At 43.0% G+C, this 15,546-nt stretch carries 17 protein-coding genes and 2 pseudogenes; 6 read left to right on the forward strand and 13 right to left on the reverse strand.

The window, feature by feature from the left end; genetic code table 11:
- From ACKTT2_RS13115 to ACKTT2_RS13125, 3 genes are all read right to left on the reverse strand, one after another.
- Nucleotides 1–475 (reverse strand): serine/threonine protein kinase (locus tag ACKTT2_RS13115; protein WP_407887449.1); only part of this gene is annotated, 475 nt, incomplete at its 3' end.
- A gap of 22 nt (nucleotides 476–497) precedes the next feature.
- Nucleotides 498–6,074 (reverse strand): AAA family ATPase, encoded by a 5,577-nt coding sequence (locus ACKTT2_RS13120; RefSeq protein WP_407887451.1) that lies wholly within the window; start codon nucleotides 6,072–6,074, stop codon nucleotides 498–500.
- An 80-nt stretch (nucleotides 6,075–6,154) separates the two neighbouring features.
- The gene (locus ACKTT2_RS13125) at nucleotides 6,155–6,331 is read right to left on the reverse strand and encodes a hypothetical protein (protein ID WP_407887453.1); all 177 of its coding nucleotides are present in this window, start codon (nucleotides 6,329–6,331) and stop codon (nucleotides 6,155–6,157) included.
- Between the two features lie 193 nt (nucleotides 6,332–6,524).
- On the opposite strand from ACKTT2_RS13125, the gene ACKTT2_RS13130 reads away from it, so the two are divergent.
- Nucleotides 6,525–6,884: a beta/gamma crystallin-related protein gene (locus ACKTT2_RS13130; protein WP_407887455.1), complete on the forward strand. Its 360-nt coding sequence runs from the start codon at nucleotides 6,525–6,527 to the stop codon at nucleotides 6,882–6,884.
- A gap of 155 nt (nucleotides 6,885–7,039) precedes the next feature.
- On the opposite strand, the pseudogene ACKTT2_RS13135 reads toward ACKTT2_RS13130, so the two are convergent.
- The 3 genes and pseudogenes from ACKTT2_RS13135 to ACKTT2_RS13145 all read right to left on the reverse strand — a co-directional run.
- Nucleotides 7,040–7,615, reverse strand: a pseudogene (locus ACKTT2_RS13135) (ATP-binding protein); the annotation flags it as partial.
- A gap of 171 nt (nucleotides 7,616–7,786) precedes the next feature.
- Nucleotides 7,787–8,416: a response regulator transcription factor gene (locus tag ACKTT2_RS13140; protein WP_407887539.1), complete on the reverse strand. Its 630-nt coding sequence runs from the start codon at nucleotides 8,414–8,416 to the stop codon at nucleotides 7,787–7,789.
- Between the two features lie 248 nt (nucleotides 8,417–8,664).
- Complete coding sequence (locus ACKTT2_RS13145) at nucleotides 8,665–8,967, reverse strand: cupin domain-containing protein (RefSeq protein WP_407887456.1); 303 nt, start codon at nucleotides 8,965–8,967, stop codon at nucleotides 8,665–8,667.
- Between the two features lie 527 nt (nucleotides 8,968–9,494).
- Here ACKTT2_RS13145 and ACKTT2_RS13150 point away from each other — a divergent pair.
- From ACKTT2_RS13150 to ACKTT2_RS13165, 4 genes are all read left to right on the forward strand, one after another.
- On the forward strand, nucleotides 9,495–10,559 hold the full coding sequence (locus ACKTT2_RS13150; RefSeq protein ID WP_407887459.1) for an eCIS core domain-containing protein: 1,065 nt from the start codon (nucleotides 9,495–9,497) through the stop codon (nucleotides 10,557–10,559).
- Nucleotides 10,560–10,741: 182 nt separating this feature from the next.
- Nucleotides 10,742–11,353, forward strand: a complete 612-nt coding sequence (locus ACKTT2_RS13155) for a hypothetical protein (RefSeq protein WP_407887461.1) — start codon at nucleotides 10,742–10,744, stop codon at nucleotides 11,351–11,353.
- Nucleotides 11,354–11,417: 64 nt separating this feature from the next.
- Complete coding sequence (locus ACKTT2_RS13160) at nucleotides 11,418–11,570, forward strand: hypothetical protein (RefSeq protein WP_407887463.1); 153 nt, start codon at nucleotides 11,418–11,420, stop codon at nucleotides 11,568–11,570.
- A gap of 32 nt (nucleotides 11,571–11,602) precedes the next feature.
- Nucleotides 11,603–11,749 (forward strand): hypothetical protein, encoded by a 147-nt coding sequence (locus ACKTT2_RS13165; RefSeq protein ID WP_407887465.1) that lies wholly within the window; start codon nucleotides 11,603–11,605, stop codon nucleotides 11,747–11,749.
- A gap of 32 nt (nucleotides 11,750–11,781) precedes the next feature.
- On the opposite strand, the gene ACKTT2_RS13170 is transcribed toward ACKTT2_RS13165, so the two are convergent.
- Genes ACKTT2_RS13170 through ACKTT2_RS13180 form a run of 3 tightly spaced genes read right to left on the reverse strand, consistent with a single transcriptional unit; the run spans nucleotide 11,782 to nucleotide 13,524 of the window.
- On the reverse strand, nucleotides 11,782–12,957 hold the full coding sequence (locus tag ACKTT2_RS13170; RefSeq protein WP_407887541.1) for an MFS transporter: 1,176 nt from the start codon (nucleotides 12,955–12,957) through the stop codon (nucleotides 11,782–11,784).
- On the reverse strand, nucleotides 12,866–13,171 hold the full coding sequence (locus tag ACKTT2_RS13175) for a thiamine pyrophosphate-binding protein (RefSeq protein ID WP_407887467.1): 306 nt from the start codon (nucleotides 13,169–13,171) through the stop codon (nucleotides 12,866–12,868). The genes ACKTT2_RS13170 and ACKTT2_RS13175 overlap by 92 nt, the downstream gene beginning before the upstream one ends.
- Nucleotides 13,159–13,524 (reverse strand): cupin domain-containing protein, encoded by a 366-nt coding sequence (locus tag ACKTT2_RS13180; RefSeq protein ID WP_407887469.1) that lies wholly within the window; start codon nucleotides 13,522–13,524, stop codon nucleotides 13,159–13,161. Before ACKTT2_RS13180 ends, ACKTT2_RS13175 begins: the two co-directional genes overlap by 13 nt.
- Nucleotides 13,525–13,945: 421 nt before the next feature.
- Between ACKTT2_RS13180 and ACKTT2_RS13185 the strand changes: the two are divergent.
- Nucleotides 13,946–14,110 (forward strand): annotated as a pseudogene (locus tag ACKTT2_RS13185) (response regulator transcription factor); the annotation flags it as partial.
- Nucleotides 14,111–14,140: 30 nt separating this feature from the next.
- Here the strand turns inward: ACKTT2_RS13185 and ACKTT2_RS13190 are convergent.
- The 4 genes from ACKTT2_RS13190 to ACKTT2_RS13205 all read right to left on the reverse strand — a co-directional run bounded on the left by ACKTT2_RS13190 (nucleotide 14,141) and on the right by ACKTT2_RS13205 (nucleotide 15,519).
- On the reverse strand, nucleotides 14,141–14,293 hold the full coding sequence (locus ACKTT2_RS13190; RefSeq protein WP_407887471.1) for a hypothetical protein: 153 nt from the start codon (nucleotides 14,291–14,293) through the stop codon (nucleotides 14,141–14,143).
- Nucleotides 14,294–14,602: 309 nt separating this feature from the next.
- Nucleotides 14,603–14,980, reverse strand: coding sequence for a hypothetical protein (locus ACKTT2_RS13195; RefSeq protein WP_407887473.1), 378 nt, complete (start codon nucleotides 14,978–14,980; stop codon nucleotides 14,603–14,605).
- 61 nt (nucleotides 14,981–15,041) lie between these two features.
- Nucleotides 15,042–15,401 carry a DUF6130 family protein gene (locus ACKTT2_RS13200; protein WP_407887475.1) on the reverse strand — a complete coding sequence of 120 codons (360 nt, stop codon included), beginning with the start codon at nucleotides 15,399–15,401 and terminating at the stop codon, nucleotides 15,042–15,044.
- Complete coding sequence (locus ACKTT2_RS13205; protein WP_407887477.1) at nucleotides 15,370–15,519, reverse strand: hypothetical protein; 150 nt, start codon at nucleotides 15,517–15,519, stop codon at nucleotides 15,370–15,372. Before ACKTT2_RS13205 ends, ACKTT2_RS13200 begins: the two co-directional genes overlap by 32 nt.
- Between the last annotated feature and the right edge of the window lie 27 nt (nucleotides 15,520–15,546).

A 15,546-nucleotide genomic window follows, 5' to 3' on the forward strand; every position in this document is an offset into this window, starting at 1 on the left:
ATTGGGTAGAAATGCCAAAGTCAATGATTTTGACAACCCCTGTTTCTGGATTGCTGACGATGTTGCTTGGGTTAATGTCTTTGTGGATAATATTGGCGGCGTGAACCTGACCCAAAATCTCTGTAATTTTGAGGGCAATGCCCAGAAATTCTGGTAAGGGCATTGGAGCATACCCGAATGGCGACTCCTGGATGAATTTCTCTAAGGACTCCCCGCCAAAATCCTCTAGGATAATGACTAGGGTTCTTTGATATTCTTGTAAATTGTAAGCCTTAATCGCCCCAGTGAGGTTCAGGGAACGGGTAATTTCATATTCCTGCTTGTAGCGTGCGATCTTTGATGGAGTGGGATAGTCTTCCTTGAGCATTTTGAGGATGACGGCTGTGTTATCCTGCTCTTGAATGCCCCGATAAACAACGGAATTGGCGCTTTCGTAGATTTTGGCAGTAACCGTAATGTGAGGTATGGAAATCATAACTATAACGTAAGTCCTAGCTCTATCTCTGTAAAACCTTACTACATACAGGCAAGGACACAGTAAATCTAGTTTCACCGGTTCTCGACTCTACCGAAATTTTTCCTTGATGTTTTTCCATAATTCTTTTGACTATATTTAGTCCCAAGCCACTGCCTTCACCAGCAGGTTTAGTGGTAAAGAATGGCTCAAAGATTTTTGGTATAATCTCAGGAGGTATACCCTTACCACTATCAGTAATGCTGACCAGTACATAAAGCTCTTGCCACATCACATCAATCCTCAAGGTTCCCTTGTAGTCCATCGCTTGCAAGGCATTATGAATCAAATTTACCCAAACTTGATTTAAATCATCAGGATAGCACAAAATGGGGGGTACTTCACTATAGTTTCTGATCGCTTTTACGCCGTGTTTGAGTCGGTTGTGATAGAGGGTAAGTACAGTCTCAATTCCCTCAGTGATATTTACTTGTACTTTTTCCCCAGATTGGTCGTAATGAGCATAGGTTTTCAAGGCAAACACGACTTTTGCGGCACGCTCTGTGGCAGTAGTAATAGTTTTGGTGCTTTTCCAAACGCTAGCAAAATCATAAGTGGTTTTCAAAAACTTTTGGGCATCTGGAGCATTTAACAATGGCAAAAAGGGTTCAATATCATCGCACACGCCGATATTTACCAAGGTACTGGCAAGACTATCGGCATTGTCAATTGACTGGGACTCTAGTTGACGCTTCAAATCTTTTTTTAATTGACGTTTTTCTTTACTAGATAAGGAAGTCGTTTGTTGAGTTGATTTTTGCAGTAGAGCGAAGAAATCCTGCTGGCGCTGTTTTGTAAGCTGTTGGAAAAATGTAGGTAACTGTTCTAAGTTTTCAATTAAGAAATTGGCAATATTCTCTATCGAGGAGCGAATAGCTCCTAGCGGGGTATTGATTTCATGAGCCACCCCAGCCACCAGTTGTCCCAGTGCTGCCATTTTTTCTGATTGAATCAGTTCTTCCTGAGTAGATTTAAGATGCTTGAGGGCTTGTGAGAGTTCTTGCGTTCGTTCCTCTACTTTAGTTTCTAAATTAGAATAGAGACGCGCATTTTCGATCGCAATGGCTGCTTGAGTTGATAACAGATGTAAAACTTGCGTTCGCTCTGGTGTAAATGCCCCAGCCGCTAATTGATTTTCTAGATACAACACGCCAACCAACTTACTTTGATTCAGCAGTGGCAAACAGAGCAATGATTGAGTTTGGTTTTGTTGAATATATGGATCGTTGATAAAATTTCCTTCACGAGTTGCATCACTTAAAATCACAGATTCATGAGTCCGGAGCGCATAGTGAACAATCGATTCGGGTAAGCGATTTGTAATTGGAATCGATCGCAGTACTTGTGTCGCACAGACCTGCTCGCCTTCATTGAGTTCACAAGCAGCTTCGATCGCCCATTCTCCTGAGTTTTCCAAAAGCAGGCATCCAGTTTGTGCCCCAGCATTTTCAATTAAAATCTGCATTATAGAACTGAGCAACTGCTCCAATTCAATTTCACTTGAAATTGCTTGAGCTGCTTTCATCACCGTCGCTAAATCGAGAGCGACATGTGTGGTATTCGAGGTAGTTCCAGTAGTGGTGCGGACTGGTGTAGAAACTACGTTGGATGACTGAGGAAATAGTTGAGGATAACGAGTTTCTAAATCTTTAACCTTTGCCGTTGCTCCCCAGCGTTCATAGCAGTAGTGAGCTTCCTTCATGTAGGTTTGAGCAATCTTTTTCCGACCTCGTGCCAGATAATGTTTAGCCGCTAATTCATAAGCTAATGCTTCTTCTTGGATAAACTCATGCTCAGCAGCACCTGCGATCGCTTGTTCATAAAACTCTTCAGCCTCAAGAAATTGCCCAAAGACTCGCGCTTTCTCTGCCTCAACTAAATGAAATTTATGTAGATAATTCATGGGAGCATAATCTGCCCATTCTTGCAACTTTTCTTGGTTGGTATTAACACAACTTAGCCAAGCTGCTTTTTCAGAGCTTGAACCCTCAACCAATCGGCTCAAAAGCACTAGGGAATGGTAGAAACGGAATAAAGCTGCAACCGTTATTGCTCTCTGCTCTTCTGAATACTGCCTTGCTACAATACCAGCTTGTGCAGCTTGATGATACTCTTCAAAAAGATAGCACAGTATAACTTTGCATAAATAGAAGTAATAAACTTCCTGTCCGTCTTGAACAGCGATCGCACACGCGATCGCTGTCCCTTCGTCGTACACGCTACCAGTTAAATCGCTGGGATTGTTAGACCTACCTAACAAATTAAGCACTGTCTGCCACAGCACTGACGTCCAATTCGAGGGATTTTCCCGTCTGATTTGTCTAATTGCTTTGCTGTAGGTTGCCGTTCTTTGTTCGAGTTGGTTGAGTTCCTCACCAGCACAAAACGCGCGACAACATGCAATACAGGCAGCATAACCAGCAAATTCAAGGTCTCCGGTTTCCACTCCGTTTTGATAAGCCTCACCCAAAATTAATACTGTTTCCCTAAAATGTGCCCTCCAGTGCATAACGTTGGCACTAAATATCGTTAATGCTTTAACATTTCCTTTTTTGGTATCTAATCGTTCTGCCAAGCTGAGAGCTAATTGACCAAATTGGTAACCGCGTTGAATGTCTCTAACAACTTCACCTAGAACAAGACCGTAGGAAGCATAACTGAGTGGTGACCAAGTAGCATTGCCGTAAGTGATTGATAAGTTCACCATTTTGCACACAATCAGTATCATCAGTGTTGGTGACACCATGTTTGCAGCAACTTCGATACTCGCCAGGATATACATTGCTGCCAAAACTTCTGGTGTGGTCATCTTTGGGAGATTAATTAAGTCTTCAATTTCTCGTCCAGCGAGTAGTGTAGTCGTTTCTTCCAATCCTCTTTGAACATCTAACTGACTTGGAGTTTCAATTAAGATGACTCCCAGTAGCCCCAACACTTCCAGTCCAATTTTAAGTGCTTCTTTCAGGTTGCCCTGCGACAAGTATCTTTGAATTCGGCTATTGTAAACTTGCACTTTGTCAACCACTGTTTTCGCGTGGGACAGTACCACTTCTACGCATTGTTCCATCTCATCAAAGCGACCCTCAAGGTACGCTGCCCTTGCTGCTTCTGAGTACAGTGCTAAGGTGAGGTCGTACTCATTCTGCCAATTCTCTGCGTTGAGAAGTTGAATCCCTATTTTGAAATACTGAAGGGCTGCTCCATAAGCCGTTGCTGCCTTGGCTTTCTGACCTGCCATTAAATTCAATCTGGCAATTTCAGTTCGTTCTGCTTGAGCGCGGAGAAGCTCAATTCCCCGATCGAGCTGATCCACGATTTCAAACAGCCCGGTTGCGAGTTGCTCTGGCGAAGTTTTTTGAAGTAAATTGCGTCCGATCTGCAAATGAATCACTTGTTTGTGCGACTCATCAATCAAGGCATAAGCTGCTTGCTGGACGCGATCGTGCAAAAACTTATACTGTTGAACTAACAAATCCTCGTCTAATTCAGAGAGGGGTTGAATTAATCCACCTTGTATTGCTGCCAGTAAATCTAAAGAAACTGTTTTAGGAGATTTCTCACAAACAATTGATAACGTATCTAAATCAAATTCAGCCCCAATACAAGCAGCATAGCGGAGAATTTGCAGTGTGTTCTCTGGCAGTTTCTTTAACTTGAGGACCATCAACTCTACCACATTATCGGTGATAGCTTGCGCTTGAATCTGAGCAATGTCCCACTCCCAGCGATAGTGTTGTGCATTAAATGTCAATAGATTTTCGCTATGCAGCATTCGCAAAAATTCGTTGACAAAGAAAGGATTGCCCTCAGTTTTACACAGTACTAACTGGGCTAAGGAACGAACGGTGTCTATATCCCGATGCAGCGTCTCGGCAATCAACTGGCTCAATGGCAAGAGCGTTAAGGGTGCCAGGACAATCTCCCCAAGCACTGCCCCCCCTTTTCGCAATCCCTCCAGCATTAATACTAGTGGATGGGTTGGAGTTACTTCATTATCTCGATACGCGCCAATCAAAAATAAGAATTGGGTTTGCTCATCAAGCAGCATCAGCTCGATTAACTTGAGTGTTGCTGAGTCTATCCACTGTAGATCGTCTAAGAAGATCGTAAGGGGATGTTCGGGAGAACAAAATACCCGCACAAAATTCTGAAAGGTTCGATTAAAGCGATTTTGAGCTTGGGTTGCCTCAACGGACGGTACTGGCGGTTGCTTACCAATAATTAACTCAACTTCTGGGATCGCATCAATGATGAGTTGTCCGTTGCTTCCCAAAGCCGTTAGAAGGCGCGATCGCCACTGCTGCACCTGTTCGTCAGGTTCACCAAGCAATTGCTGCACCAATTTTCGCAGGGCGTCCACAATAGCGCTGTAGGGAATATTACGCCCTAATTGGTCAAACTTACCAGAGATAAAGTAACCACGCTTTGCCGTGATTGGCTTGTAGAGTTCCTGCACTAGTGCTGATTTGCCAACTCCAGGATAGCCACAGACCAGCATCATTTCGACTGGTAATGTTGGCTTGCCCGTTTGTTCTCCTTCTGAAGTCGTTTCTGAATTGTTTTGTAAACAAGCGACGCGATTGTCCTCCGGATACGCTATGCGATCGAACGCTGCCACTAACATGGCAACTTCCCGATCCCGTCCATACAGCTTTTGAGGAATTTGAAACTGGTCACAAACGTCTTGCATTCCCAGTTGAATGCTATCAATCTGACCGATGGTATCTAATTGCTGAGCACAGATTTCTAAATCCGTTTTGATTCCCCAAGCATTTTGATAGCGATCCTCTGCATTCTTCGCCATCAGTTTTAGAATCATATCTGAAACTGCTTTGGGAATCGTTGCATTCACCTCATGCGGCGGTACTGGTTGTTTGGCAATATGACTATGGACTAGCTCAAGGATGTCCGTTGTGGGAAATGGCAACTGTCCGGTGAGAAGTTCGTAGAACGTCACACCGAGCGAGTAAAAATCGGTGCGGTAATCAAGCGAACGGTTCATCCGCCCTGTTTGCTCTGGAGACAGGTAGGCAAGTGTCCCTTCTAAAACATGAGGGCTTTTGAACGTTGGATTCGTGCGGTTAAATTGGGTGGCAATTCCGAAGTCAATAATTTTAACAACGCCAGTATCCGGATTGAAAACGATGTTTCCAGGGTTAATATCCTTGTGAATGACATTGGCGGCATGGATTCTGCCCAGAATGTCTGTCAGGTCGAGCGCAAGCTGCAAAAAAGCAGGTATGGGCATGGGGCAGAAGGATTCTGGTCGCTGCTGCATCCATCGCTTTAGTGATTCGCCGCCAAAGTCTTCTAAGAGAATGACGAGAGTGCGTTGATAGTCCTGCTGGTTGTATGCCTTGACCACTCCTTGGAGGTTGAGAGAACGGGTAATTTCATATTCCTGTCTATAGCGGGTCAACTCTTGAGGTGAGGGATAATCTTGCTTGAGCATTTTTACGACGATCGCTTGCCGATCTTGCTCTCTGATACCCCGATACACCAGAGATGCTGAACTCTCATAGATTTTGCTTTGGATGGCAACTCCGGCTAGGGCAATCATTGAACTCTCTCCTGATGAATATCATGGGCTGTGTTGCAAAAACTACTTAAGGACAAGCGATTGACTTGACTAAGACTCGCTCAAGCAACAACTCCAAAAATTTGAGATACGAATTCTGCTTGCGCTAAAATATCCCCTTTGGTATGGTAACGCCTTTGACTTGCCCAAAGCAAATCATGTATATAGCTTCTACGATTATTGCTGTTAAAAGAGGGATTGTCAATTTGTAAGTAAGTTGTATTAAAGTTGGAATCCAAATTTCAACTTTAGTTTGAGGCAACCTTCCATTTTGAGATGGACTGATCGATCGATCGCTTTATTGGGCAAAAGTTTCAACTCTGAGTGGACGACAAGTTAAAGTCAATTGTATATATTGAATTCATGCAAACATAGATAGCAATTTAGTTGCAAGGGTTGAGTTTGCTTTACAGATATTTTCAGGAGAAAACCATGTTGAAATTCAATCAAAAACTCACAGCTTTATCACTTATTACAGTAACTTCAATTGCTGGAACTATACTGACTGTGACAAAGGCATCATCGACTGAATCTGATGGATGCACGAATATAGTAAAAACTATTGAATTACAAGACGGGCGTCAAAATAAAGTGTTCTGCAGTGATAATAATGTCTCAAATTTGGGGAAATTTGGTAAGAAAGCCACATCTGTTAGTGTCCAAAGTGGAACATGGAAGTTTTGGTCAAAACCAAATTTCCAAGGTGATTCTGTTACTGTCTCAAGTGACACATTTACGAGACTAGGAAAGTTGAGTAACAATGTTTCATCTTTCCGACGTATTTCACCATAATTACTCAGACCCCCGACTTCTTTAAGAAGTCGGGGGTCTTGATTCTTGTGAATGGTTTAAAATTACTAGAGAATTATGTTTTTAAGCTTAAATACTATGTCTTCAACGCTATCAGTAGCTCAAGTCGCGGTGTTAAGCGAACTGTACCGCCACAGTCAACGAATGGTGCAGAGTGCAATGCAAGATATTTTTGGAATACCGAGAGTTACTTCATTATCTCGATACGCGCCAATCAAAAATAAGAATTGGGTTTGCTCATCAAGCAGCATCAGCTCGATTAACTTGAGTGTTGCTGAGTCTATCCACTGTAGATCGTCTAAGAAGATCGTAAGGGGATGTTCGGGAGAACAAAATACTCGCACAAAATTCTGAAAGATTCGATTAAAGCGATTTTGAGCTTGGGTTGCCTCAACGGACGGTACCGGCGGTTGCTTACCAATAATTAACTCAACTTCTGGGATCGCATCAATGATGAGTTGTCCGTTGCTTCCCAAAGCCGTTAGAAGGCGCGATCGCCACTGCTGCACCTGTTCGTCAGGTTCACCAAGCAATTGCTGCACCAATTTTCGCAGGGCATCCACAATAGCGCTGTAGGGAATATTGCGCCCTAATTGGTCAAACTTACCAGAGATAAAGTAACCACGCTTTGCCGTGATTGGCTTGTAGAGTTCCTGCACTAGTGCTGATTTGCCAACTCCAGGATAGCCACAGACCAGCATCATTTCGACTGGTAATGTTGGCTTGCCCGTTTGTTCTCCTTCTGAAGTCGTTTCTGAATTGTTTTGTAAACAAGTGACGCGATTGTCCTCCGGATACGCTATGCGATCGATGACTCAATCCATCTCAAAATCGAAGGCTGGCTCAAACTTAAGTTGGAATCCAAATTCCAACTGAAGTATGACTTACAAACTCGCAATCCCGCGTTTCACAGCAACAATCACGGCTTGAGTGCGATCGTTGACTCCTAACTTACTTAAAATTCGATTAACGTGAGATTTAACAGTACTTTCACTGATATTTAAAGCGGTGCTAATGTCTAGATTACTCATTCCCCGTGTCATCAAACGGAGTACCTCTAGCTCTCGCTCGCTCAGTTCTTGATGGCTCATGCGCTGCACCAGTTTTGCCCCCACGTCTGGCGGAATATACTGCCGATCGCAATAAACTGTGCGAATTGCATTGAGAAGCTCATTGGTTTTAGCATCCTTAAGCAAATATCCTTTAGCCCCAGCGTGCAATCCGCGATAGATATCTTCATCGCTATCGTAGGTTGTTAGTACAATAATTCGGGCAAATTTAAATTCAGTACAAATAGCAGCAATGGCTTCAACTCCTCCGACTTGCGGCATTCGCAAATCCATCAAGGTCACATCTGGTTGGTGTTCCCGGAATAGGTCGATTGCCTGTTGTCCATCTTCTGCTTGAGCAATTACTGTCATTTCTGGGTCACGATTAATGATGGTTGCCAATCCTTGCCTAACTATGGCATGGTCGTCAGCTATCAAAACCCGAATTGTAGTCGATTGACTCATCATTCTTTTTACCCTTGATTAACAATCGCAACAATTTCTGTTTTCTTTCCTGGTTGACCTTCAATAGTATCGCGTTATTTTGAAATCTAGTCTTCTATGATAACATATTGCAACACTGTCTTTTGCTTCCTACAACTTTGAGAATAGCGCATTTAACCTTCGGTCATCGTGGGATGAGTCAAAACTCCATCTCGCAGGACGGTGTAGGGCATCTGAGCTTGTATCACCATCTGTACTGTCGAAATTATTTAATGAGCGGATTCTGGAGGAAGAATGGTCAAGCCGTACTGGGGAGCCAGAGCCATCGTCTTTTGGATATCTGCGTCTGTAACAGGAGGTGGCGGTGCTGTTGGATCGTCGGCTGGAATACCAATCTCCATGAAAAACTGTTCTAATCCGGCTGGCGTTACCCAGCACAACATCCAAGCAGGTCGATCGCTGACGTTAATAAACAAGTGAGTTTGTCCTTTAGGAGAGTAAATAAAGGTTTCAGGCGTTGCGACAAGGGTTTGTCCATCAATTTGAAACTGAATTTCTCCCAATTGAATCAAGAACGAGTTTGTGCATTAATTTTATTCATCATTTTAAAAGCATCTGTGACTCTGATGGTCACGAACAATTTTTCAACAAGCAATAGTGCTTGAAAATTTCCAAACTTTTCATAGATGATTTAGAATTGCTACATTAGTTTTTGTATAAGTCAATATATAGAATTGACTCTAAACTTGTCGTCCACTTAGAGTTGAAACTTTTGTTCGATAAAGTGATTGATGAATGAGTCCATCTCAAAATCGAAGCTTGGCTCCAACTAAAGTTGGAATCCAAATTCAAACCTAAGTACTAATCCTTCTACAATCTGACAATTCTTCAGCTCTCACAACAATCGTAGCTTGAGTGTGTAGACGCTTATGGCTTGATATCTGAGGAACGCTCAAGCTAGTGTTAATAAAGTTGAAGGGTTTGTCAACAAGAAGGGTGTGGGGTGTAGCACTTCATTGAAAAATTGGACTTTAGTCTAATCATTAGCAGTCATAGCAGATGAAATAATAAATAGGTTATCCACCTGAAAATTTTCTTTATGACTTACCAAAAACTAAAAAAATCTGTTGGGTATTCGTTGCTTCAGAGAAAACAATCTCAAATGCCTCCATTTGCAATTGACGATCGCCACGTACAAACCAATTCACCACTACTTCAAGCAACAACATTTAGTATTCCCAGCCGAGCAGAAAGAGATGCTATTAGAAAAAGCTTGTTTGACATACAAGGAGAACAAATTCAAACTAAGCTGACAATTGGACAGCCTGGAGATAAATACGAACAACAAGCAGATCTCGTTGCAGCACAAGTCGTCAATCAGATCAATGCTCCTATGTCATCGCAGCCAGACCAAAACCAGAGTATTCAGCGTGAAGCAATGCCCGAAGAAGAGCAATTGCAGATGAAAGCAATAGCACAGCGTCAGCTTAATGGTGGGATGGCAGCAACACCAGATTTGGAAGCGTCTATCAACCAGGCAAGGGGTAGGGGACAGCCTCTTGCTGAAACCGTAAGAGTACCGATGGAGCAGTCTTTTGGAGCGGATTTTAGTGGGGTGAGAGTACACGCAGATGCACAGTCTGACCAGTTGAATCAGTTAATTCAGGCTAAAGCGTTTACCACGGGGAAGGATATTTTCTTTCGCCAAGGGGCATATGACCCCACAAGCCCAGGGGGGCAAGAATTGATAGCTCATGAACTGACTCATACGCTTCAACAAGGAGCGATATCGACTAACAAACACGTACAGCAGAAGAGCGCGGATCGGCTCATACAACGGACTGTCTATATAGGTGCCGACAAGAAACCATTAGACTCGAAGTTGTTAACGAAGAACGACTTTAAAAAGGGAAGCGGGGTTCGGAACATAGGGGCAATGATCCAAGCTGAGGATAAAGGTTTTTTCTTCCAAAATGAACAAGAAATGTTCAACTATGCTAGTGGAAAAACCGAAACAATGGGCTATCTAAAAAAAGAAAATACTTGGATACGTATCCCTAATGATAAGTTGCTTGTGCTTGGTGAAAAGCATTCGGGCACGACTTTAGTCGATGTAGTAAAAGCGCTTGGAACTAAAAAATACATATACGAGCAATATACATAAATTCCAGAAACACTACTAAAAAAATCAAAAAGAGTTCGGCAAGTTAGTAGCCAAGATAGCAAGGATTTGAAGGAAAAATTTGGATATCAACATGATAATAAACGCACGTCTCATACTGCAGAAAAAATACTGCCAAAGATTGTCGTAGCATTGATGGACTGCGAGAAAACGTAGAAAAAGCAGTGATAGAAGTAGGAAGTTCAACACAACAAACTGAGCGACAGATTGCTGAAGGATATAACTTAAAACAAGCTCAATTAAAGTATTTATTGCGAGCGATGTTAATAGCAGCAAAGTCAGCAAAATATCAACCGAATGTGCAAGAGTTATGGCAAAAACACCAAGATGTATTTAATACAACGGCTAAAGAACTAACGAAGGGGGTAAAACTGGCAAACACTGCATTCATAAAAGCCATCTATCAGAAGAAGTTCACATACAATAATTTTATAGATTCGTTTAAGGATGCAGCCAAATCCGAGATCCAGACTAGTGGAGATCGAGAGGAGTTTAATCAATTTAAAACAAACAGAGAAGACTTACAAGGAAGCACACAAGAACCGGATGCAAAAGAATTTGAACGTATGAGGGAGTATTATATGTACAAAAAGATGAAAGAAGCTCAACAAAAAGGCTATTTACTTGCCGGAATAGGTGATGTGCATAGGTTACACCTCGAAGAGATATTGAGCAATGAGGGGGACATCGAAGTAAGAAGGCTCAATAATGATGTTCCACTAGAAAGCAGGTATCAGCCATTCATAGAAGAGCAAAAACAAAAATATTCTCCTTAATTTACTGGAACTTGAGCGCTTAGTAGCTCAACCTAATTAAACGTAAAATACTATTAGAAAAAGCTTGTTTGGCACACAAAGAGAACAAATTCAAACTAAGTTGACGATTGGACAGCCTGGAGATAAATACGAGCAAGAAGCAAATCTCGTTGCAGCACAAGTCGTCAATCAGATCGATGCTTTTATAGCGCTGTTTCATAAAGAATTGGTATCATAAACACTAAAGCGATCGTGGAAGTATTGCAATGAATGCCCGGAACATCAATATTTCAGGAAACAGTCGAGTACGAGCCGGAATATCAGTGGGAGAAAGGTTTCCTCAAAGTCAGGCTGGAGATAACCTATGAATGGATGGACGTTGTTCTTGGTGATGAAAACAGGTCTAAGACTCGTTGATTGGTCGTAAGTTTAAGTGTCTGTTTGTAGCTTTAGTGAGACTTAGACAGAAGTTTGCGCCCTTTCCCTTCAGAACGGAACAGGGCAATCGCAATCAAGCTAGCAGCTAACATAAAGATTGTGAAGATGGTTAATGCGGTAGTAAAACTAAATCGCAACGCTTCACCAAAAAGGAAACCACCTACCCCAAAGCCAATAAATAGAGTAAAGACATTCAACCCCATTGCCTGACCGCGTCGCTCTGCACCTAAGTCGGTGACAATTCCAGCCAGTAGAGGCTGTGTCATGTCGTAACCGAGCGATAGACTAGTTGCTGCGATGGTGGCAACAATAGGAGGGATATCAAAAATCAAAGCAGCAGAGGCAAGCCCAGCTATCGTAAAGCCAATAGGAAGTAACCAGTTGCGTCCCCAACGGTCTGCGGCTCGTCCAATTACTGGACCGAGCAAAGTACCTGGAATGCCGTATCCTAGCAAAGCAAGACCAATCCGAACTTCGTCAAATCCGTAGCGCTGTGTAAAGTATAGTCCCAGCCAGGTATAAACCCCTGAGTGAAATATTCCATTGAAAAGAACATATCCATAGGTACGCCGTCCGCGATTAGATTCCAACAAGCTCTTATAGCCAGCTAGCAGGTCATTCAAATTAAAGGGGGATGAAGGTCGAGCGCTTCCTAGCAGTTGTCGTTGTGCCCACAGTAGGCGAAATACTACAACAGCCAAAAGCCCTATCGCAATAAACAGTCCACGCCAACCGATCGTTGATTCGAGTAATGCTCCAAACACAGAGCCAAAAGCCATACCGCCAGCCATCGCACCAAATACCCAACCCAAAGGACGACCTCTTTGCTCGTAAGGGAAAAGTTCTCCAATTAAGGTCAATACTTGTGGAATTGTCCCACTAGCGCTCAGTCCAGTCAAGAACCGCCAGAGGATCAGTTGCCATGCGGATTGAGCAGTTGCAGTTAGCATTGGCAGGAAAATAATTGCAAAGAGCGAAGTCAGCATTACTGGCTTTCGTCCAATCCGATCTGCAACTAACCCGAAGATGAGGGAAGTGACGCCGTAAGGAATCATATACGCCGGGACAATCAAACCAATCGTTTGGTTGGAAACTTTAAACACAGAGGCAAGATGCGGGATGAGCGGCGCAACCATGTATGCTTGAAAAAAGATTAAGAACGTTGCTGCGGTCAGAATCCAGAGCAACCATTCGCGTTGTTCTAAACGTTTCAGCCGCTTTGCAGATGTCGCCATTAATTTCTCCTTGTTCATCACAGGTATTGATGAATTGGATTGGACTATTTTCTAACAACTTGTCGAAGCCTAGAACATAATCACCGGGTACACCAAAGATATGGTGAACACCATGCTCGTAAAGTCTTTTAATTAAATAAGTACCAATAGAATCTATCGTGACCATATCGTCTCATCTTCCTTACGCCATGCGGGATCGACTATGCTAATAAATATCAACGGCTCTTCCCCAGAATTACGAATAAATTGCCTAGCATTTGGTGGAATGTACACCGCATCTCCTGGTTCTACTATCTGAAGTTCATTATCTATATGCATCTCTCCTTTCCCAGTGAGGATGTAATAGACTTCGGAAGTGGTCAAGGAGTGGGAAATTGACGTTTTTCCAATTGGCACTACTGCATGAGCTAAACTATACCGTAATTCCAAAGGTTGTTTATTGGGATGCAAAAGCTCTCGCAAAAGTGTGCCATCTCCGGCGATGAATTCTTCGCACATACTAAGTTTTTGAATCAACATTGACTCATTTTTCACGCTCTAGGATTGCTATATTAGTTTTTGCATAAGTTCAACATATACAATTCACTCTCAACTTGTCGTCCACTTAGGGTTGAAACTTTTGTTCAATAAAGCGATTGATGAATGAGTCCATCTCAAAATCGAAGCCGATCTCCAACTTTAGTTGGAATCCAAATTCAAACCTGACTACGAACATTAATATATCAATTCCCAGTCTCGTCAGATACAGAAGAAATAATTAACCGCAGCCTGTAGCAGATGGACGCTGATAAATCTGTACCTCAATAGACTAGTACGGGTTGGCGGAAATAACTATACCATTAGGATTGAGGTAAAAGCTTTGGGAATAAGCGTTTGCGCCTTCTGCCCTCTGCCTACGTACTTCTGCCTTCATGTACTAGTGCCAATGTCTTTAAGAGGTCGTTTGGCAGCCAAGGGGATAAGTAATGTAGACATTGCGGCGGCTTTAAGAATTGGCGAAAGTACCGTCAAATCTCATGTGAATCGACTTTTGAGCAAATTTGGCGTGAGCGATCGCACGCAAGCGGTGATTGTTGCCGTTAAGCGTGGACTTGTCAATTTGTAGGGTGTACTAAAGTTGGAATCCAAATTCCAACTAAAGTTGGAGCCAGTCTTCCACCATGAGATGGACTGCTTCATCCATCACTCGATGACATAAAAGTGACAACTTTGAGTGGACGACAAGCGCGAGCCGATTACCTATATTGAATTCATGCAAACGTTGATGTTGATAGTGATTAAGTTGCACGTTTTAAGTTTGCTTGACGTATTACAAAACTTCACAAAGATCTGTGCGGTATTATACGAGTATGTGGAGCGAACGTTCCCATCAATTTCATATCATGCGCTCGGCTCCTCCTAATTTTTTCTAATCGCTCGGCAGGTTCAACTCCCTATCAAACAAGCCTTTCAATTTCCTTCTGTGTACCGAACCAAGACCTACTACGCCAAAAGCTAAAAGCCCCAAGATAGGCGAAGCTTCAGGGATAGAATTAATTCGACGAAACTGAATTGGCGTAGCTACAAGCAGATTACCGGACGTTCTCTCTAGGAGGATTCAACTTTTTGTACAAGCCTGGTGCAATAGGATACGGTTGTTTTTATACACCTCTAAAGTTCCAGACTGCGGGTTATCCAACGTGCCATCCCACACCCAATATTCATAATTTCTATTCCGAAATTTGTATACTTTAACACCTTCTGTCGCTTGCTTAGTTCCTCCAGCTAAACTCAAATTCCCATTGGGACTGGTTGCGCGATAGAGCAGTTCACCGGAAGTGTAATTCCGCCAAATATTTATGTTGTAACCACCCTGGCATTTTGTACTTAGGATGATGCTAGCAGTAGAATCAGCAGAGGCTCTTAAGGAAAAATTAACTAAGACACTGATTGACAAAGCAAAAAGTAACGCGGATCTTTTCAGTAGTGTTTTCATTGTTTTCAAAAGTATTGTAAAACTAATTAGACTGAAATATTCACATCGAATTACTTCGACATTAATGCCGGATTGATGGCACCGTGAACATTACTGTTGCGCTGGTGATTACGTTGTGCATGGGATCGGCTAGTTCGATCGACACCTTGTGTGAACCTGGTTCCAGTCCGACCAGGAGCGACGTTTCGCCACTGGTGTCAACAAAGTGCCACGATGCGTCGTCAACAGTGATATGGACATGACCAAGGCGTGGTGATACGTCAAGAGCACCTTTGCCGAACACTGGCAACATACGCAGGTTCTCGGTTCGATACTGGATAAAGACGCGACCCTGGGACAGCGGTTCGGGAAGTGGTGGATCGACAATCAGCTTGGCTGGTGCTTCGTTTTCAATAGCGATCGATGGGGATGGCTTTGGCAATCTCATCGGGTGTGCCGACTCTCAAGAGTGGGATAGCGCTGACTTGGCTGTCCACAAATCCCACTCCCAAGTGCTCGGTACTAGGAGTCGGAATCACTCCCGGACTAACGGCATTCACCCGGATCTTGCGCTCTTTAGATCGGAA

This window comes from Scytonema hankhaensis NUACC26, assembly GCF_045865695.1.
In the GTDB taxonomy this organism is placed as follows: domain Bacteria; phylum Cyanobacteriota; class Cyanobacteriia; order Cyanobacteriales; family Nostocaceae; genus Scytonema.